This window comes from Faecalibacterium sp. Marseille-P9590 (assembly GCF_017377665.1).
GTDB lineage: Bacteria > Bacillota > Clostridia > Oscillospirales > Ruminococcaceae > Faecalibacterium.
Genome location: NZ_JAFREF010000014.1, coordinates 42,623 through 62,666, shown reverse-complemented (window position 1 = coordinate 62,666; position 20,044 = coordinate 42,623). Strand labels below are relative to the sequence as shown.

The 20,044-nt window shown below is 59.6% G+C and carries 17 protein-coding genes; all 17 read left to right on the top strand.

Annotated elements, in window-relative coordinates; all coding sequences use genetic code 11:
* Positions 1–362 precede the first annotated feature (362 nt).
* The 17 genes from J3349_RS12755 to J3349_RS12675 all read left to right on the top strand — a co-directional run bounded on the left by J3349_RS12755 (position 363) and on the right by J3349_RS12675 (position 20,002).
* On the top strand, positions 363–2,354 hold the full coding sequence (locus tag J3349_RS12755) for a toprim domain-containing protein (RefSeq protein ID WP_015565875.1): 1,992 nt from the start codon (positions 363–365) through the stop codon (positions 2,352–2,354).
* A 169-nt stretch (positions 2,355–2,523) separates the two neighbouring features.
* Complete coding sequence (locus J3349_RS12750) at positions 2,524–4,773, top strand: DNA gyrase subunit A (RefSeq protein ID WP_207677672.1); 2,250 nt, start codon at positions 2,524–2,526, stop codon at positions 4,771–4,773.
* Positions 4,774–5,511: 738 nt separating this feature from the next.
* On the top strand, positions 5,512–5,997 hold the full coding sequence (gene rlmH / locus J3349_RS12745; RefSeq protein ID WP_207677671.1) for a 23S rRNA (pseudouridine(1915)-N(3))-methyltransferase RlmH: 486 nt from the start codon (positions 5,512–5,514) through the stop codon (positions 5,995–5,997).
* On the top strand, positions 5,994–6,167 hold the full coding sequence (locus J3349_RS12740; RefSeq protein ID WP_207677670.1) for a hypothetical protein: 174 nt from the start codon (positions 5,994–5,996) through the stop codon (positions 6,165–6,167). Before rlmH ends, J3349_RS12740 begins: the two co-directional genes overlap by 4 nt.
* A gap of 94 nt (positions 6,168–6,261) precedes the next feature.
* On the top strand, positions 6,262–7,683 hold the full coding sequence (locus tag J3349_RS12735; protein ID WP_207677669.1) for a glycine--tRNA ligase: 1,422 nt from the start codon (positions 6,262–6,264) through the stop codon (positions 7,681–7,683).
* A 519-nt stretch (positions 7,684–8,202) separates the two neighbouring features.
* Positions 8,203–9,444, top strand: a complete 1,242-nt coding sequence (locus J3349_RS12730) for an aminopeptidase (RefSeq protein WP_207677668.1) — start codon at positions 8,203–8,205, stop codon at positions 9,442–9,444.
* A gap of 141 nt (positions 9,445–9,585) precedes the next feature.
* On the top strand, positions 9,586–10,011 hold the full coding sequence (locus J3349_RS12725; RefSeq protein ID WP_207677667.1) for a hypothetical protein: 426 nt from the start codon (positions 9,586–9,588) through the stop codon (positions 10,009–10,011).
* 158 nt (positions 10,012–10,169) lie between these two features.
* The gene (gene rimP, locus J3349_RS12720; protein WP_158396369.1) at positions 10,170–10,655 is read left to right on the top strand and encodes a ribosome maturation factor RimP; all 486 of its coding nucleotides are present in this window, start codon (positions 10,170–10,172) and stop codon (positions 10,653–10,655) included.
* A 100-nt stretch (positions 10,656–10,755) separates the two neighbouring features.
* On the top strand, positions 10,756–11,877 hold the full coding sequence (nusA, locus tag J3349_RS12715) for a transcription termination factor NusA (RefSeq protein WP_207677666.1): 1,122 nt from the start codon (positions 10,756–10,758) through the stop codon (positions 11,875–11,877).
* Between the two features lie 33 nt (positions 11,878–11,910).
* The gene (locus J3349_RS12710) at positions 11,911–12,216 is read left to right on the top strand and encodes a YlxR family protein (RefSeq protein WP_158396373.1); all 306 of its coding nucleotides are present in this window, start codon (positions 11,911–11,913) and stop codon (positions 12,214–12,216) included.
* Positions 12,200–12,577, top strand: a complete 378-nt coding sequence (locus tag J3349_RS12705; protein WP_015565883.1) for a 50S ribosomal protein L7ae — start codon at positions 12,200–12,202, stop codon at positions 12,575–12,577. Before J3349_RS12710 ends, J3349_RS12705 begins: the two co-directional genes overlap by 17 nt.
* Positions 12,574–15,009, top strand: a complete 2,436-nt coding sequence (infB, locus tag J3349_RS12700) for a translation initiation factor IF-2 (RefSeq protein WP_207677665.1) — start codon at positions 12,574–12,576, stop codon at positions 15,007–15,009. Before J3349_RS12705 ends, infB begins: the two co-directional genes overlap by 4 nt.
* A gap of 157 nt (positions 15,010–15,166) precedes the next feature.
* Positions 15,167–15,553 (top strand): 30S ribosome-binding factor RbfA, encoded by a 387-nt coding sequence (rbfA, locus tag J3349_RS12695; protein ID WP_015565885.1) that lies wholly within the window; start codon positions 15,167–15,169, stop codon positions 15,551–15,553.
* Between the two features lie 32 nt (positions 15,554–15,585).
* Complete coding sequence (locus J3349_RS12690; protein WP_207677664.1) at positions 15,586–16,569, top strand: bifunctional oligoribonuclease/PAP phosphatase NrnA; 984 nt, start codon at positions 15,586–15,588, stop codon at positions 16,567–16,569.
* Entirely contained in the window at positions 16,569–17,453 is an 885-nt protein-coding gene (gene truB, locus J3349_RS12685; protein ID WP_207677663.1) for a tRNA pseudouridine(55) synthase TruB, read from the top strand. The genes J3349_RS12690 and truB overlap by 1 nt, the downstream gene beginning before the upstream one ends.
* Before the next feature lie 9 nt (positions 17,454–17,462).
* Positions 17,463–18,380 carry a riboflavin biosynthesis protein RibF gene (gene ribF, locus J3349_RS12680; RefSeq protein ID WP_207677662.1) on the top strand — a complete coding sequence of 306 codons (918 nt, stop codon included), beginning with the start codon at positions 17,463–17,465 and terminating at the stop codon, positions 18,378–18,380.
* Between the two features lie 5 nt (positions 18,381–18,385).
* Positions 18,386–20,002: a GGDEF domain-containing protein gene (locus J3349_RS12675; RefSeq protein WP_207677661.1), complete on the top strand. Its 1,617-nt coding sequence runs from the start codon at positions 18,386–18,388 to the stop codon at positions 20,000–20,002.
* Positions 20,003–20,044 lie beyond the last annotated feature (42 nt).

The following is a 20,044-nucleotide window of genomic DNA, read 5'->3' as shown; positions in this document are numbered from 1 at the left end:
AACCAATGACACGGGGATTTTCAGTCCCCTGCTCTACCGACTGAGCTACAGAGGCGCACCGGACGATGATTATTATACCTGAAATTTCGATTTTGTAAAGGGGTAAATGCAAAAATTTTTTGAGAATTTTTGAACTTTCTTTATTTTGCCCGTGTTATCGTCTAAAATAAGACTGACTTTTCTGACGCTTTTTGCGGGCGGCAGACAGGGAAAGAATATTTGACATCTTCAACAACCTATGGTTTAATAAATAAGAATGAAAAGAATCGCTTTTCTCCCGCTGTGGGAATATATACCTATATATAGCAAAAGCGTTTGAGACGGCTCCACTGCAAGAACATTCCGGGGCCGGGAGGAGCAGCATGGCAAGAAAACAGGAATATGGCAACGAAAGCATCACTTCGCTGAAGGGTGCCGACCGTGTGCGCAAGCGCCCGGCCGTCATCTTCGGCTCGGACGGCGTGGAGGGCTGCGCCCACTCCATCTTTGAGATCGTCTCCAACTCCATCGACGAGGCCCGCGACGGCCACGGTGACACCATCAACGTCACCCGCTGCAAGGATGGCAGTGTCATCGTCGAAGACTTTGGCCGCGGTATGCCCGTGGACTGGAACAAGGGTGAAGAGCGCTACAACTGGGAGCTGCTGTTCTGCGAGATGTACGCAGGCGGCAAGTACGGCGAGGGCGAGGACAACTATGAATTCAGCCTCGGTCTGAACGGTCTGGGCCTCTGCGCCACCCAGTACGCCTCGGCATGGATGACCGCCGACATCTATCGCGACGGCTTCCACTACCACCTCGACTTCCAGAAGGGCGAGAATGTGGGCGGCCTGCACAAAGAACCCTACAAGGGCCGCCGCACCGGCAGCATCATCCACTGGAAGCCGGACGATGAGGTCTTTACCGACATCGACGTTCCCGGCAGCTACTATAAAGATGTCCTCCGCCGTCAGGCTGTCGTCAACGCGGGCCTGACCCTCAACTTCACCGACGAAAAGGAGAAAGACCCCGCCACCGGCAAGCCGTGGAAGGAGAGCTGGTGCTATGAGCACGGCATCGCCGACTATGTAGCTGAGACGGCGGGCGAGGACAGCCTGACCCCAGTGTTCAGCTGCGAGAGCGAAGCTACTGGCCGTGACCGCGAAGACCAGCCTGACTATAAGGTAAAGATGAGCGCGGCGTTCTGCTTCTCCAACAAGGTGCAGCTGCTGGAATACTACCACAACTCGTCCTGGCTGGAGCATGGCGGCAGTCCGGAGCACGCCGTCCGCACGGCCTTCGTCTACCAGATCAACAAGTATCTGAAGGATAAGAACCTCTACAAAAAGGGCGAGAGTGCCATCAGTTTTCAGGATGTGCAGGACTGTCTGGTGTACGTTTCGTCCAGTTTCTCCACCCGCACCAGCTATGAGAACCAGACAAAAAAAGCGATCACCAACAAGTTCGTCTCTCAGGCCATGACCGACTTCCTCAAGCACTATCTGGAAGTCTACTTCCTCGAAAAGCCCGACGAGGCCCAGAAGATCTGTCAGCAGGTGCTGGTGAACAAGCAGAGCCGTGAGCACGCCGAAAAAACGCGCCAGAGCATCAAAAAGACACTCTCGACCCAAATCGACCTCGCGAACCGCGTGCAGAAGTTCGTGGACTGCCGCACCAAGGATGCCTCCCGCCGTGAGCTGTATATCGTCGAGGGCGATTCGGCTATGGGCGCGGTCAAGACCAGCCGCGACAGTGAATATCAGGCCATCATGCCCATCCGCGGCAAGATCCTGAACTGCCTCAAGGCCGACTATGCCCGCATCTTCAAGTCGGACGTCATCGTGGACCTCATCAAGGTCATGGGCTGCGGCGTGGAGCTGGGCGGCAAGCACAACAAGGAGCTTGCTACCTTCAACCTCGACAATCTCCGCTTCAATAAAATCGTTATCTGTACCGATGCCGACGTGGACGGCTACCAGATCCGCACACTGGTGCTGACCATGCTCTACCGCCTGACCCCCACTCTCATCAACGAGGGTTATGTCTATATCGCGGAGTCGCCGCTGTACGAGATCACCACGAAAGACCGCACCTATTTCGCCTACACGGAACCCGAGAAGGCAACATTCCTCGAGGAGATCGGCGATAAGAAATACACCATCCAGCGCTCGAAAGGTCTGGGCGAGAACGACCCCGAGATGATGTGGCTGACCACCATGAACCCCGAGAGCCGCCGCCTCATCAAGGTGATGCCTACCGACGTGGAGCGCACCGCGCAGGTGTTCGACATCCTGCTGGGTGACAACCTCGCAGGCCGCAAGGAGCATATCGCCCAGCACGGCGCAGAGTATCTGGATGATCTGGATGTGAGTTAAACCTCTCCGTCAATGCTTCGCATTGCCACCTCCCCTACGGAGGGGAGGCTTTGGCATTTCGGAAAAGCTTTCCCTCTTCGCCAGAGGCTCCCCTCGCTAGGGGAGCTGTCGAGCGGTAGCGAGACTGAGAGGTTGAGTTACGAGGGAACTCTAGTAAAGAGGATTTACAATGGCAAAAAAATCGAGCAAAAAAACCGCAAAGCCTGTCCGCCCCCAGCTGGGCGAGGGCGTTGAGATACTGAACGCCGGCAGTGTGCTGGAAGACCCCATCACCCGCACGCTGGAAACGAACTATATGCCCTACGCGATGAGCGTCATCGTCAGCCGCGCGCTGCCGGAGATCGACGGCTTCAAGCCCGCCCACCGCAAGCTGCTGTATACGATGTATGAGATGGGCCTTATCAAGGGCGCGCGCACCAAGTCGGCGAACATCGTGGGCAGCACCATGCACCTGAACCCCCACGGCGACGCCGCCATTTATGACACCATGGTGCGCATGGGCCGGGGCAATGAGAGCCTGCTGGTGCCGTTCGTGGACAGCAAGGGCAACTTTGGCAAAGCCTACAGCCGCGATATGTCCTGCGCCGCGGCCCGCTACACCGAAGCAAAACTGGAAAGTGTCTGCGAAGAGCTGTTCCGGGACATCGACAAAGAGACGGTGGACTTCGTCCCCAACTACGACGGCACCACCACCGAACCGACCCTTCTGCCCGTGACTTTCCCGACCATTCTGGCCAACAACACGCTGGGCATCGCCGTCGGTATGGCCTGCAACATCTGCTCCTTCAATCTGGCAGAGCTGTGCAGCACCACCGTCGCCCTCATGAAGGATGCAAAGCACGACATCTCCACCACCATGCCCGCCCCGGACTTCGTGGGCGGCGGCCAGATCCTCTACGACGAAGCCCAGATGCGGGACATCTTCGAGAATGGCCGCGGCAGCGTGAAGGTGCGCGCCCGCTACGCCGCCGTGCCGGGCGAGAACATGATTGAGATCACCCAGATACCGCCCACCACCACGGTGGAGGCCATCATGGACAAGATCGCCGAGCTGGTCAAGGCGGGCAAGATCAAAGAAATCAGCGATATGCGCGACGAGACTGATTTGAACGGCCTCAAGCTCGCCCTCGACCTCAAGCGCGGCGTGGACGCCGACAAGCTGATGGCCAAGCTCTTCAAGGCCACCCCGCTGGAAGACAGCTTCAGCTGCAACTTCAACATCCTTGTCTCGGGCCAGCCCCGGGTCATGGGCGTGCGGGAAATTTTGCAGGAGTGGACGGCCTTCCGGATGGAATGCGTCCGCCGACGCACCTGGTATGACCTCCACGGCAAGGAAAAGCGCCTCCACCTGCTCAAGGGTCTGGCGGCGATTTTGATGGACATCGACAAGGCCATCCACATCATCCGCACCACGGAGGAGGAGACGGAAGTCGTCCCCAACTTGATGATAGGCTTTGGCATCGACGAAGTACAAGCCGACTATGTGGCTGAAATCAAGCTGCGCCACCTCAACCGGGAATATATCCTCAAGCGCACCGGCGAGATCGAGCAGTTGGAAGCCGACATCGCCGATTTGAACGACATCCTCGCAAAGCCTGCCCGCATCCGCAAAATTATCATGAAGGAATTGGCCGACGTGGCAAAGAAGTACGGCCAGCCCCGCCGCAGCGAGATCCTCTACGACCTGCCCGAGGAAGAGAGCGGCGCCGAGGAAGAGGCTGTGCCGGATTATCCCGTCACCGTCTTTTTCACCCGCGAGGGCTATCTGAAGAAGATCCCGCCCCAGAGCCTGCGCACTGCCGGTGCGCACAAGCTCAAGGAGGGCGACGAGATCGTCCAGCAGGTGGAGACGCGGAACAACGTAGAAGCGTTGTTCTTTACTGATATGCAGCAGGTGTATAAGGTGCGTCTGGCCGAGCTGGAAGACGGCAAGGTGGCCCAGATGGGCATCTATCTGCCGGGCCGTCTGGGCATGGACGAGGGCGAGAACATCCTCTCCATGGTCATTACCTCCGACTACAGCGGCCATATGCTCTTCTTCTTTGCCAGCGGCAAGTGCGCAAAAATCCCGCTCAGCTCCTACGCCACCAAGCAGAACCGCCGCAAGCTGCTGAAAGCCTACTGTGACAAAGAGCCGCTGGCGACGATGTTCTTCCTGCCCGAGGAGACAGAGCTTGCGATTCGCACCAGCGCGGGACGGATGCTCCTGGTCGGCACAGCGCAGATCGCTGCAAAGACCACCCGCGACAGTCAGGGTGTGGCGGTCGTGACCCTGAAAAAGAACCAGACCATCGCCTCCGTCGTCCCGGCGGACACGCTGGAACTGGCAAATCCCCACCGCTACCGCGTCCGCAGCCTGCCGGCTACGGGTGCGCTGATTCGCGCGGAGGATGAAGGAGAGCAGATGACGCTGCTATGATTTTTGCGCCTGCGGCGCAGGATGGAGCGCTCTTTCATTAAGGCTAATTGTTCTCTTTTGATGTCAAAAGAGAACCAGAAATGGTTCTCGCGCCGGTGGCGCGGAGTCAGAGCGCTTCTGCATTGGGGCTAAGTTCTCTTTTGCGTGCCAAAAGAGAACCAGAAAAGCACCCGCTACTTTCGAGGCGCGGGAGGCACGAATCAAGGGCTGCTCGCCCTTGATAATCCCGAAGGGGTTGTCGAAACGGAAAAAAGCTAGTCGCTGCGCTAAGACGGGTTGCGGTGCCCAGCGACCACTTCGTGCCTTGAGTGGCACTCGTGTCCTGCTGACCGCGGCTCCAACAGCTCCTCCCTGTATCCGCCGCAGGCGGCGGTCGTCGCTGTTGCACTTTTTTCTCGTTTCTCCGATTTGCTGCTTCGCAGCGGGTGTTACGCCCTCGCAGGGCGTAAAGTTCAGCAGAAAGGTAAAATCTTCGGCGGAGCCGTAAATGGGAGAAGCACAAAAAAATGCGTTTAGCGAAGCGGCTAGCATTTTTGGGCTTCGACCTCATCTTTGGAATCGTTAAGGGCGAGCAGCCCTTAACTCGTTGCGGGGAGAGTGGAGTCCAGAGGTAGGGAGGGGGGATTCGAAACACCCCTCCCTACCTCTGGCCCGCGCGGAGCGCAAGCCGCTTGACCAAAAGAAAAAAATGCCCCGCGCCACCAGCGCGAGATCATACACAAAAGAGGAACGATAACCATGCAGAATATCGACCTGATTTGCATCGGCAAGCTCAACGCGAAATACTTCGCCGAGGGCGTGGCCGAATACCAGAAGCGTCTGGCGGCGTTTGCGTCCTTCCGCATCATCGAGCTTCCGGAAGAAAAAATCGAAGAGAAGAACGCCTCCGACGCTGTGGTGAAAAAGGCGCTGGATAAAGAGGGCAAAGCCATCCTCGGCAGCGTCCGCAAGGGCGCGGCGATCGTCGCCATGTGCATTGAAGGAAAACAGATCTCCTCCGATGAGCTGGCCCAGTTCCTTGCCGACCGCGCAAACAGCGGTGCGGGAGATGTGGCCTTCGTCATCGGCTCGTCCCACGGCCTCTCGGATGAGGTCAAGCGCGCGGCGGCGCTCAAGTTCAGCATGGGCCGCATCACGATGCCCCACCAGCTGGCCCGCCTTGTTCTCACCGAACAGATCTACCGTGCCTGCACCATCAATGCAGGAATGAAATATCATAAGTGAGCTTCAAAGCCCTTGCAGAAGCGGGGGCTTTTGTCGTCTGCGGAAAATTTCGTCAGACTCTTTATTTTTTATCATTTTTATATGATAAATCCGATTGTGTTGTTCCGGATGCGGGGCAAGGCTTTACAATCCCCGCAAAACATGATAAAGTAAAGATACTGTGCTTTTAACAGGAAAAGCACGCCCGGCTGCGGGGAAAGCAGCCGGGACAAATACACAACACGACACGGCAAACCAGCCGCGGACGGAAAGGATGTACTTACAATGGAACAGAGCGAAAAGACCCTTGATATGATCGTCAATCTCTGCAAGAACCGTGGTTATGTGTTCCCCGGTTCCGAGATCTACGGCGGTCTGGCCAATAGCTGGGACTACGGCCCTCTGGGCGTCGAGTTCAAGAACAATGTCAAGAAGGCATGGCTGAAGAAGTTCGTGCAGGAGAGCCCCTACAATGTGGGCCTCGATGCCGCCATCATCATGAACCCTCAGACCTGGATCACCACCGGCCACGTTGCCGGTTTCTCGGACCCGCTGCTGGACTGCCGTGCCTGCAAGGCCCGCCACCGTGCTGACAAGCTTATCGGCGACGAGCACCCCGAGGTCAACGTCGATGCCATGAGCTTTGACGAGATGGACGCTTTCATCGCTGAACACCAGGATATTGTCTGCCCCGTCTGCGGCAAGCACGACTTCACCCCCATCCGTAAGTTCAACCTGATGTTCAAGACCGCCATCGGCGTCACCGAGGACAGCTCTTCCACCTGCTACCTCCGTCCCGAGACGGCACAGGGCATCTTCGTCAACTTTGCCAACATCCAGCGCACCACCCGCCGCAAGCTGCCCTTCGGCGTCTGCCAGGTGGGCAAGGCATTCCGAAACGAGATTACCCCGGGCAACTTCACCTTCCGTACCCGTGAGTTCGAGCAGATGGAGTGCGAGTTCTTCTGCAAGCCCGGCACCGACCTCGAGTGGTTCGCCTACTGGAAGGACTATTGCGAGAACTGGCTGCTGAGCCTCGGCATCAAGAAGGAGCACCTGCGCCTGCGTGACCACGAGCCTGCAGAGCTGGCCTTCTACAGCCGCGCTACCACCGACATCGAGTATGCCTTCCCGTTCACCGACTGGGGCGAGCTGTGGGGCATTGCAGACCGCACCAACTACGACCTGAGCCGTCATCAGGAAGCCTCCGGCAAGAGCCTCGAGTACTTCGACAGCGAGACCAACGAGCACTACATCCCCTATGTCATCGAGCCGTCTCTGGGCTGTGACCGCGTGGCTCTGGCCTTCCTGTGCGAGGCTTATGATGAGGAGCACCTGACCGACAGCAAGGGCAAGGAGGACATCCGCACCGTCCTGCATCTGCACCCGGCTCTGGCTCCCTATAAGTGCGCTGTCCTGCCCCTGAGCAAGAAGCTGGGTGACAAGGCAATGGAGATCCGCAATGAGCTGAGCAAGTACTTCATGGTGGACTACGACGATACCGGTTCTATCGGCAAGCGCTACCGCCGTGAGGACGAGATCGGTACTCCGTACTGCATCACCGTGGACTTCGACACCGTGGGCGACGAGGCCAAGGGCATCGTGGCCGACAACTGCGTCACCGTCCGTGACCGCGACACCATGGAGCAGGTTCGTATGCCTATCTCCGAGCTGAAGAGCTACATCGAGAGCAAGATTGAGTTCTGATAAAAACTCACTTTTGTGAGTGAAAAACAGCCCCGCCGTTGCATTTTCGGCGGGGCTGTGGTTTAATATAAACTAAAGAAAGTGCTGTCTGGCAAACGGTTAGCACCTTTCCGGCAAGTCAATCACAAAGAATGACCGCACGAGTTTGGTAGGCACGACGGTCATTTTTTGTTATTGAAGATTTTATACGCAATATCGAACATCCCAAAACCCACAGTTGCAAGCAACGTGAGTAGAGCTAAAGTTTCCAAAAGCGTCATGAAGCATCACCCCTTTCGCTGTGGAGCGTCGGGGGCATAACAAAAATGTTCGCCTTCCCGACGCAGGACCGGAAAGGTGCAGACCGCCTGCCGTATGTAGACAGCACTCTCGAATGATGGTATAACAGACGTTTCGTGGTTTTTTCAACCGGAAGAGGCGTCTGTTTTGTTTTTATCGGGTGGACAATTCGCCCGGGAACGGTTATACTGTCAGATAGAAAATGCACCGCCGTGGTTTGCACGGCAGAAAGGATATTCCGTGGAAAACTTTACTATTCTTCTGAAAAAATATGCCGATTTCATCGTCCGGGTGGGTGTCAATCCCCAGCCGGGCCAGACCCTTGTCATCAACTGCTGCCTCGAGGCCGCACCGCTGGCCCGTCTGTGCGTGCGCAGTGCCTACGAGGCCGGCGCCCGTGACGTGCTGGTGAATTGGAGCGACAACGACGTTTCCCGCAGCCGGATGGAACTGGGCAGCGAGGAAGCCCTGAGCGATTTCAAGTCCTGGCAGCTGCGCCGCTATCTCGACTACGCCGAGAGTGAGGGCGGGGTCTGCGTGCTGCATATCCTCGCCGATGACCCGGAAGTCTACGCCGGTCTGGACGGCGCGAAAATCAGCCGGGTGAACGCCGGTCAGCGCAAGTTCATGGCTCCGTGGCGCGAGTACACCATGAACGACCGCGTCCAGTGGTCCATCGCCGCCATGCCCAGCGCCCCGTGGGCAAAAAAGATGTTCCCGGAGCTGGACGAGGCTGCGGCCATCGAGAAGCTCTGGCAGCTCATTTTCGATGTCTGCCGCGTGACGGGCGGCGACCCCGTCAACGAGTGGAAGGCTCACCTCGACCGTCTCACCGGCCTGAAGGACAAGATGAACGCCCTCGACCTCGAGAGCGTCCATTTCGAGAGCAGCAACGGCACGGATCTGACCGTCGGCATCGCCGACAAGGCTACCTGGGAGAGTGCTGCCAGCGTCAGTGAAAAGGGCGTGGTCTTCCTGCCCAACATCCCCACCGAAGAGGTCTTCACCGCACCCCACAAGGACAAGGTGAACGGCATCGTCTACGGCACCAAGCCCTACGTCTTCAACGGCCAGCTCATCAAGGGCTTCCATGTCACCTTCAAGGATGGCCGCGTCGTGGAGCACGGTGCAGACGAGGGCGCAGAGCTTCTGGGCCGGCTGCTGGACACCGACGAGGGCGCACGGAGCATCGGCGAAGTGGCGCTGGTGCCGGCATCCAGCCCCATCAACCGCAGCGGCGCGCTGTTCTACAGCACCCTCTTCGATGAGAACGCCGCCTGTCACATCGCCTTTGGTGCCAGCTATCCCGGCACCACCGAGAACGGCACCCGCCTGAGCAAGGACGAGCTGCTGGCCCGGGGCATGAACCAGTCCGCCATCCACGAGGACGTCATGGTGGGTGCCGAGGACAGCCATATTACCGGCAAGTGCCGCGATGGACATACGGTTGACCTGTTCCGTGATGGTGTGTGGGTGCTGTAAAAGAATCGACCGGATTTTCTGGAATTTTGCCGATGGATTTGCATAGAGACTGATAGTATAATATAGCTATTGGGAGATGGCATCTGCGGGCAGGAGAAAACTGCGAACGATGTCGAATGTAGAAATGGAGAAGGTGCAAGTATGGCAGAAGACAAAAAGAAGGCGAAAGCCCGGATCATTCAAGAGTATTTGCCCAGATGCAGCAGATACAAGTGCTATACACAAGGGGAGATCCCGATGAGCAAGTTCGAGAAAGCACGCGAGTCCTACGCGAGCGGGGTATCTTACCGGGATGTTCTGGGCATGATTGATGAATCGTTTTTTGGAGACGGCAGTAAGGGATTCCTGTTTACGGAAGAGGGATACTATACAAAGGGTTCAGATGGCTGCATCCGCTACCGTTATCATCCACAGTATGGTCATCTTCTGGGTTATAATACACCTGTTCTTGATGAGATGCTGGACAAGTTGTATCAAGTGAACGGGGATGGAGTCTCCGGCGGAGAGGTTGCTGAGGTTGCCCTTAAGCTTGCATCTGCTTTTCTGGATGCATGGCTCGACGGCTGAATTCGCTTCGCTGCGGGTACAGCAGGCGTAAAAACGCAAAATTTCTAGCAAAAAGCTTGCATAATCCGCAAGAGTATGCTATATTCTAATTGTACGCTATAGTTTTATTGGAAAGTGGGCCGCAAGGTCCGCTTTTCTTGTTTGTTTGGAGGTTTTTTATGGCGAAGCAGTCTGGCGGCAACACCGCCCAGAGAGTCGAAGCGCTTGTCCGCCCCGTCGTGGAGGGCATGGGCCTGCGCCTGTGGGATGTGGTCTTTGAGAAGGAAGGGCCGGACTGGTATCTCCGTGTGCTCATCGACAAGGATGGCACCATGGACACCGACACCTGTGCCGAAGTGTCCCACGCGCTGGACCCCATCCTCGATGAGGCAGACCCCATCGACCAGAGCTATTATCTCGAGGTGGGCAGCCCCGGCCTTGGCCGCAAGCTGACCCGCCCGGAGCACTACGAGGCACTCAAGGGCGAGAAAATCGGCGTCAAGCTCATCCGCCCCACCGCCGACGGCGTGCGCGAGTTTGCCGGTATCCTGAAAGGCCGCGAGGGCAGCACCGTCACGGTCGAGACGGAGAACGGCCCGGTGAGCTTTGAGGTGAACGCCGCATCCGGCGTCCATCTCTGTGATGACGAACATCTGTTTGATTAAGAACAGCCCTCTCAGGCGCGTTCCGCGCCAGCTCTCCCAGAGGGAGAGCCAAAGATGAATCGAGAAAAGATACCATTATAATCTAGGAGGAACCCGAAAAATGGCAGCAGCGAACAACGAATTTTTTGAAGCTCTCTCCATGCTGGAGCACGAGCGCGGCATTACCGCGGAGTACCTGATCGACAAGATCAAGGCTGCTATCGTCATCGCCGTGAAGAAGAACTACGAGGTCGAGGACGACCACGTCATGGTCGAGATCGACCCCAACACCGGCAAGTTCAACGTCGCCCTCATCCAGGACGTCGTGGCCGATGAGGACTGGTACGACGAGCACAGCGAGATCGGCATCACCGAGGCTCAGCACATCCGCAAGAGCTATCAGGTGGGCGACCGCGTCGTGACCCCCCTCAAGACCAAGGACTTTGGCCGCATCGCCGCCCAGACCGCAAAGCACGTCATCCGTCAGGGCATCCGTGAGGCTGAGCGCAGCCAGCAGCTGAGCGAGATCCAGTCCCGCGCCCACGACATCGTGCAGGCTACCGTCACCCGCGTTGACCCCGAGAAGGGCATCGTTGCCCTCGACCTGGGCAAGGGCGGCGAGGCTATCCTGCCCCGCAACGAGCAGGTCCCCGGCGAGGTCTACACCGAGGGCCAGATGCTGCAGGTCTACATCGTGGATGTCGTGGCAAGCGAGCGCGGCCCCCGCGTCATGATCAGCCGCACCCACCCCGGCCTCGTCAAGCGCCTGTTCGAGCTGGAAGTGCCTGAGATCTACGACGGCACCGTCGAGGTCAAGGCCATCAGCCGCGAGGCCGGCGCCCGCACCAAGATGGCTGTCTGGTCCAAGGACGCCAACGTCAACCCCGTCTCTGCCTGCATCGGCCCCCACGGCGACCGTGTGGCCGCTGTCGTCGAGAAGCTGGGCGGCGAGAAGATCGACATCGTGAAGTGGAGCGAGGACATCTCCGAGTTCATCTCCGCAGCTCTCAGCCCCGCAAAGGTGGTCAAGGTCGAGCTGCTGCCCGGCGAGACCCGCTCCTGCCGCGTGACCGTGCCGGACCAGCAGCTGAGCCTTGCCATCGGCAACAAGGGCCAGAACGCCCGTCTGTGCGCCCGCCTGACCGGCTACAATATCGACATCCGCCCCGAGAGCGGCTACTACGGCGAGGAAGAGCCGAAGGCTGCCGAGGCTGAGAAGACCGAAGACACCGCCGCAGAATAAGCGCGGAACACCTGCCGAAGGAGGGAAAACCGGATGGCACAAAAGAAGATCCCTGCCCGCCAGTGCATCGGCTGCCTGACCAGCCGCCCCAAGAAGGAACTGGTGCGTGTGGTGCGCGCACCCAGCGGAGAGATCAGCATCGACCCCGTGGGCAAGAAGCCCGGCCGCGGTGCTTACCTCTGCCCGGATGCCGCCTGCCTTGCAAAGGCAAAAAAGAAGAAGGCGCTGGAGCGCTGCTTTGAGCAGCCGGTCCCCGCCGAGGTATACGATGCACTGGCCCAGCAGCTGGCCAGTGTGGAAGCAGAAAAGGAGGCCGACCGCGATGGCAAAGAAGCATAACGCCCCCGCAAAACCGGCCCTTGAGCCGAATGAGGCCCTGTTCCAGGCCGTGAGCCTCTGCCGCAAGGCGGGCGCTCTGACCATGGGCTTTGACGCGGTGGAAGACGCCGTCGTCAAGGGTAAGGCATGGCTCGTGATGACTGCATCCGACGCCAGCCCCAAGACCGTGCAGCGGCTCAACTACGCTGTGGGCGATATGGTGGACGTCATCCCCATGCCGCTGACACAGGATAAGCTGGCTGACATCAGCCGCAAACCGGTGGCCATTTATGCCGTCACCGACCGCAACCTCGCCAAACTCTGCTTTGACCGGCTGACGGCGTGCGGAGCGATTCAAACTGAGGAGGATATGAGCGAATGACCGTAAAATATAAAGTGAGCGATTTTGCAAAGGACCTGAGCATCTCTGCCAAGAAGGTCCTTGACGAGCTGAACGCCATGGGCAGCACCGGCAAGAAGAACAGCTCCACTCTGGAAGAGAACGAGCTGAACTACCTGCTGGAGAAGTTCAGCAAGGACAACAGCGTCAAGAGCCTGGACGAGTTCCTGAACAGCGCCAAGGCTCCCAAGGCTGAGCCGAAGCCCGCCGAGAAGAAGGCGGAGCCCAAGGCCGAAAAGAAGCCCGAGGCTCCCAAGGCTGAGCCCGCAAAGGCCGAGGCAAAGCCCGCTACCAAGCACGACAGCAAGAAGAACGAGCAGCACAAGAAGCGCGAGGAGAAGACCGTCTCCCTGAGCGAGCTGGCCCGTGAGACCGGCGCAAAGGCTACTGCAGCTTCCGCTCAGTCCGTCTCTGTCCGCCGCGAGGACAATCAGGTCACCGTCGATACCCGCACCGTCGATATGAACGTGGACCGCTTCGACGCCCGTTACGACGATCTGGCTTCCACCAAGAACACCGAGAACCGCCGCAAGCCCACCCCCCAGGGCAACAAGCAGAAGTTCACCCAGCGCGGCCAGCGCCAGCGCCAGCAGTTCCAGAAGGGCAAGCGCGAGACCGAGTTCGAGCGTCTGCAGCGCATCCAGCTGGAAAAGGCCCGCAATGCGCAGCTGAAGGTTCTTATCCCCGATGAGATCACCGTCGGTGAGCTGGCTGCCCGCCTGAAGCAGCAGGCCGGCAAGGTCATCGCCAAGTTCATGCAGATGGGCGAGATGCATGCCATCAACGACATCATCGATTTCGATACCGCCGCTCTGGTGGCCGAGGAGTTCCACGCCAAGGTCGAGAAGGAAGTCCACGTCACCATCGAGGAGCGCCTGTTCACCCAGGAGGAGGATTCTCAGGACGATCTCGTCACCCGTCCCCCGGTCGTCTGCGTCATGGGCCACGTTGACCACGGCAAGACCAGTATCCTGGACGCTATCCGCAAGACCAACGTCACCGCAGGCGAGGCCGGCGGCATCACTCAGGCCATCGGTGCATATCAGGTCAAGGTCAACGACAGCCTCATCACTTTCCTGGATACCCCGGGCCACGAGGCATTCACCTCCATGCGCGCCCGCGGTGCCAACATGACCGATATTGCAGTTCTGGTCGTCGCCGCCGATGACGGCATCATGCCCCAGACGGTCGAGTCCATCAACCACGCCAAGGCCGCCAACGTCAAGCTCATCGTGGCCATGAACAAGATGGATAAGCCCACCGCCAACCCTGAGCGCGTGATGGAGGGCCTGACCAAGTACGGCATCATCACCGAGGACTGGGGCGGCGATGTCGCCTGCATCCCTGTCTCTGCTCTGACCGGCATGGGCATCAACGACCTGCTGGAGCGCATCGCTTTGGAAGCTGAGGTCATGGAGCTGAAGGCCAACCCCAACCGCCGTGCCAAGGGCGCTGTCGTCGAGGCTCGTCTGGACAAGGGCCAGGGCCCCATCGCCACCATTCTGGTGCAGAACGGCACCCTCCACTCCGGCGACGTCATCATCGCCGGTACCGCCGTGGGCCGTGTGCGTACCATGCGCAGCGACAAGGGCATTCTGCTGAACGACGCCGGCCCCTCCACTCCTGTGGAGATCACCGGTCTGACCGCTGTGCCTGAGGCCGGCGACCTGTTCGAGGCCGTCGAGGACGAGCGTCTGGCCCGTGAGCTGGCCGAGCAGCGCATCGCTGCCGCCAAGGAGAAGCAGTTCTCCGCCTTCCAGAAGGTCACTCTGGATAACCTGTTCAGCCAGATGGCTCAGAACGATATGAAGGAGCTGGCCATCGTCGTTAAGGCTGACGTGCAGGGCTCCGCCGAGGCCGTCAAGCAGAGCCTCGAGAAGATCTCCAACGACGAGGTCCGCGTCCGCGTCATCCACGCCGGTGTCGGTGCCATCAGCAAGTCCGACGTTGACCTGGCCGACGCATCCAACGCCATCATCATCGGCTTCAACGTCCGCCCCGACAACGTGGCGAAGGAAGAGGCCGCTGCCACCAAGGTCGAGATGCGTATGTACCGCGTCATCTATGACGCCATCAACGACGTCACCGACGCTATGAAGGGTATGCTGGCTCCCAAGTTCCGCGAGGTGTCTCTGGGCGAGCTGCAGGTCCGTCAGGTCTACAAGATCTCCAACGTCGGCACCGTTGCAGGCTGCCGTGTCACCAGCGGCAAGATCACCCGCGACAGCAAGGTGCGTGTCGTCCGTGACGGCATCGTCATCACGGAGGACGAGATCGCATCTCTGAAGCGCTTCAAGGACGACGCCAAGGAAGTGGCCGAGGGCTACGAGTGCGGCGTTACTCTGGCAAAGTTTGCCGACGTCAAGGAAGGCGACGTCTACGAGGCCTTCAAGATGGAAGAATACCGCGACTAAAAGAATAACCTCTCAGTCTGCCTTCGGCAGCCAGCTCCCCTACCGAGGGGAGCCTCTGGCGAAGAGGTGAAGCTTTACGAAATGCCAAGGCCTCTCCTCGATAGGAGAGGTGGCATTGCGAAGCAATGACGGAGAGGTTTATTTCAGAGGAGAAACTATGTCTCAGAAAAATATGGGCCGTCTGGCGCAGGACATGAAGCGTGAGCTCATCGCCATCATCGGACGGCTGAAAGACCCGCGGCTGGAGGGCGGTCTGCTGACCGTCACCCGGCTGGATGTGACGCCCGATCTGGACGTGGCGAAGGTCTATGTGAGCGTGATGGGCCGTGAGGACGGCCCCAAGCCCGCTATCGAGGCCCTGAACCGCGCCGCAGGCCATGTGCGCACCGAAGTGAGCAAGAAAATGCACATCCGCAAGGCACCCCGCTTCATCTTTGTGGAGGATGACGGTGCCGCCTATGCAGCCCACATCAATGAGCTGCTCCGCACGCTGAATGTGAACGGCGATGCTGAGGACTCTCAGCCCGCCGAGACTGAGGAATAAATCCAGCGCTGCGGAAAGGATGGATCCATCAAATGACAGAACAGCTCAATGTGCAGCAGATGGCCGAGCGCCTCTGTGCTGCGGACAACATTCTGGTCCTGTGTCATAAAAACCCGGACGGCGACACCATCGGCTGCGGCAGCGCCCTCTGCCACGCGCTCAAGGCGCTGGGCAAGACGGCAGCTGTCCTCTGCTCCGATGCAGTGCCTTCCCGCTACAGCTTTACCGCACCGGTGCCGTTCCGGGGCGAGTTTGAGCCCAAGACCGTTGTGGCCGTGGATGTTGCCAGCGTGCAGCTCTTTGGTGAAAACAACGGTGTGCCGCAGTATACCCGCCACGTCGATCTCTGCATCGACCACCACGCGGGCAACAGCGGCTATGCGGATTTCACCCTGCTGGACGGCAATGCGGCCGCAGCGGCAGAGCTTCTGTATGAGGTCATCAGCGAGATGGGCGTGGAGATCACCCCCCTCATCGCCAACTGCCTCTACACCGGCCTCGCTACGGACACCGGCTGCTTCCGGTTCTCTTCCACCACTGCCAACACCCACATCGTGGCTGCAAAGCTCATTCTGGCCGGTGCGCAGGTGGAGGAGCTGAACACCCTGCTCTTCGACACCAAGCCCCGGGAGCGGATGGAGGCGGAGCGTATCGCCCGCAACCATCTGGAATATCATCTTGAGGGCCGCTGCGCCCTGATGTATCTGACCCGGGACGAGATAGAGCAGAGCGGCGTGGACCCGGCTGACCTGGAAGAGCTGACCAGCCTGCCCATCAGCATCGAGGGGGTCAAAGTGGGCCTGCTGCTCCGTCAGCAGCCCGGCGGCAGCTACCGCATCAGCGTGCGCGCCGCCAAGGGCGTGGACGCCTGCGCCATCGCACGGCGTCTGGGCGGCGGCGGCCACACCCGCGCAGCGGGCTGTGAGCTGCTGGGCAACCTCGACAACGCCAAGAGCGCCATTCTGGCCGAAGTGGAGGCGGAACTCGACCGCCCCGAGACGCAGGAGGAAAGCTGATGCAGGGCATCCTTATCGTAGATAAGCCAATGGAGTGGACCAGCTTTGACGTCATCGCCAAGCTGCGCGGCATCCTCGGCACCCGCAAGCTGGGCCACAGCGGTACGCTGGACCCCATGGCCACCGGCGTTCTGCCGGTGTTCTGCGGCGGGGCCAGCAAGGCTGTGGACCTTCAGCTCGACCACACCAAGACCTACTGCGCCCGGCTGCGGCTGGGGATGCAGACCGACACCGGCGACATCACCGGCACCGTGCTGGAAACAGCCCCGGTGACGGCGGGGGAGAAGGAACTGCTGGCTGTTCTGCCTCGGTTCCTCGGCCCCCAGATGCAGACGCCGCCCATGTACTCGGCGGTCAAGATCAACGGCCAGCCCCTCTATAAGCTGGCCCGCGAGGGCGTCACGGTGGAGCGGAAGGCCCGTCCCATCGAGATACTGGACATCCGGTACGGCGGCAGCCCGGTGGAGAACGAATACGTCCTCACCGTCCGCTGCTCCAAGGGAACGTATATCCGCACTCTGTTGGAGGACATTGCCGCCGCTATGGGCCAGAAAGGCACCATGAGCGCCCTGCGCCGCACGACGGCGGGTGTCTACACCGAGGCCGACGCCCACACGCTGGAAGAGATACGGGCGGCAAAGGACGCAGGCCCCGAGGCACTGCAGGCTTTGATGCTGCCGGTGGAGAGCGTGTTCGAGAGCCTGCCTCTGCTGGTGGTAGAGTCAAGGGTGGAGCAGCACCTGTACAACGGCTGCCCCACCAGCCGCTACCCGGCGGCAGATGGCCGCTACCGTGTCCGCAATGCCGAGGGTCAGTTCCTGGGCCTTGCGAACATCACCGGCGGCGTGCTCAAGGTCGAAAAACTCTTTGTAGAGAGGAATTAAAGAACATTCATGCAGATCTATTCACAGCTTGCGCCGCTTGCGCTGGGCGGTGCCCACGGCTCTGCTGTGGCAATGGGCTTTTTTGACGGCATCCACATCGGCCACCGCGCGGTCATCAATGGCGCAGTGGAGTGGGCCAAGGCCCATGGCGCGGCACCGGCAGTGTTTACCTTCCGCCTGCCCACCGAAAACAAGATGAAGGGCAAGCGCCTGCTCTCCACCGAGGACAAGCACGCCCTTATCGCCAGCCTCGGCGTGGAGCACTATCTCTGCCCTGATTTCGAGGAGATCAAGGCCATGACGCCGGAGCAGTTCGTGCTGGGCATCATCCGGGACTGCAACGCCCGGGCGCTGTTCTGCGGCGAGAACTTCACCTTCGGTGCCAGGGCGGCAGGCACACCGGAGCTGCTGCGTCAGCTCTGCGAGCCGCTGGGCGTGGAGGTAGTCGTCCTGCCGATGGCACAGTTTGAGGAGAAGCCTGTTTCCTCCACCCGCATCCGCACCGCGCTGGAAGGTGGTGACATCCCGGCGGCCAATGCCATGCTGGGGATGCCCTACGCCATCCGCTTCACGGTGCATCACGGGGCGGGCCTTGGCCGGACGCTGGGCGTGCCGACCATCAACCAGCTCTACCCGCAGGGCTTCCAGCTGCCCCGGTACGGCATCTATATCACCCGCACCAGAATAGGGGACAAGTGGTACCCCTCGGCCACCGGCCTTGGCACCCGGCCCACCGTCAACAGCGACGAGAGCAAGGTGACCTGCGAGACCTTCATCCCGGGCTTTACCGGCGACCTTTACGGCACCGACCCGGTGGTGGAGTTCCACGCCTACCTCAGCCCCAGCAAAAAGTTCGACACGCTGGATGAGCTGCGCGAGTGCATCGACCACGCAGCCCAGCGCGCACAGGAATACTTTGCGGAGTGAACTTTATGAAAAAAACAAAACAGAAATGGTGCCTGCGCATCCTGGTCTGGCTGGTGGCGCTGCTGGTCCTTCTGGGGGTGGCAGACTCCTGCCGTGTTCAGGAAGACCCCCACCGCACACTGGTGCAGGGCAGTCTGCAGGAACTGGACGACAGCTGGACACTGGAAACAGACCAGCAGGCCGTATATGACATTCCGGAAAGCATGGGGGAAAGCCTGATGCTGAGCATCCGCAGCACGAAGCAGAAGTTCAGCCTCGGGCTGCGGGCAGCGGACGGCCAGGAGACGGCGTTCTATACCTATGACCCGGACAGCGGCCCGGCAGAGATGCGGCTCTTTGCTGCTCTGCCGGAGGGCGCAGCCGGAAAGACGCTGGTGCTCCGCTGTGCGGAGCCGTCTGCCCTCAGCGCGATGCTGAGCAGCGAGTCGGTGCTGGCCACCCAGACGAAACTGAGCAGCTATTACTTCAGGCGCAGCCTTTATGCGCTGGCGTTCTTCCTGCTCTGTGTCCTCTGCGCCGTGGAGCTTGGCGTTCTGATGGTGACGATGCGCAGCATCTTCACTCCGGAGGTCCAGCATCAGACCCGGGTGATGATCGGGCTGATGCTGGACGTCGGCATCTGGGTGCTGACCGATTCCGAGCTGCTGGCACTGGTGACGGACAGGGCGAATCTCGTCGTGTTCGTCTCACTGGTCACCTTCAGCCTCACAGTGCCTTTCGTGCTGGAATTCATCCGCTGCACCGTAAAGAATGATGGCTGGCTCATCCGCCTCCCGCAGATGGCTACGCTGGTACTGGTGGCAGCAGATGCTGCGGGTTGGCTGCTGGCCGGACAGCCCATGTTGTGGCTGCTCATGCCCATTCATATCACCGTCATTGCCAGCATTCTGGCAGCATTCCATACCCTCATGGTCTCCTATAAAAAGAACCACAGCGGCGAGGTGAGGAACATCCTGCTGGCTTTCGGCGTGCTGGCAGCGGGTACTCTGCTTGCGCTGGCGACCTTCTACAGCGGCTACCGGGACCGGACTTACGCCGTGTGCTACTGCGCCGGTCTGCTGGGATTTCTGGTGATGCTGGGCCGCATCGTGCTCCACCGCATCCAGCAGGCCATCGACGAACAGGCCCAGCTGGAAAACTACAAGAAGCTGGCCTACGTCGACTCGCTGACCGGGCTTTTCAACTATACGGCCTTCAAGTATATGAAGTCCCGCTGGCCCGAGCGCACGGACTGGACCTACATCGTTATGGACGTCAACTGGCTCAAGCAGACCAACGACCAATACGGCCACCGTGCCGGTGACGAACTGCTCTGCTGTGCAGCCCGCTGCATCCGGGAGGCCTTTTACCGGGCCGAGGACTGCTTCCGCATCGGCGGCGATGAGTTCGCGGTCATTGCGGCTGCGACGGATGAGGACGCTGTGAAGGCAGCAGTCGAAACGCTCCGGCGGCTGTGCGCGGAGTGGGATGCGAAGGAAGAGTATCCCGTTTCCATCGCAGTGGGCTATGCCATGCAGGCAGGCCGCACCATGACGGCGGACGAGCTGTTCATGGAAGCTGACGCTGCGATGTACCGGAACAAAGCCGAGATCAAAAAGGCTGTGGGCGGCATCAGCCGCTGAATAAAACAAGAACGCACTTCACCGATGAAAGCAATCGGTGAG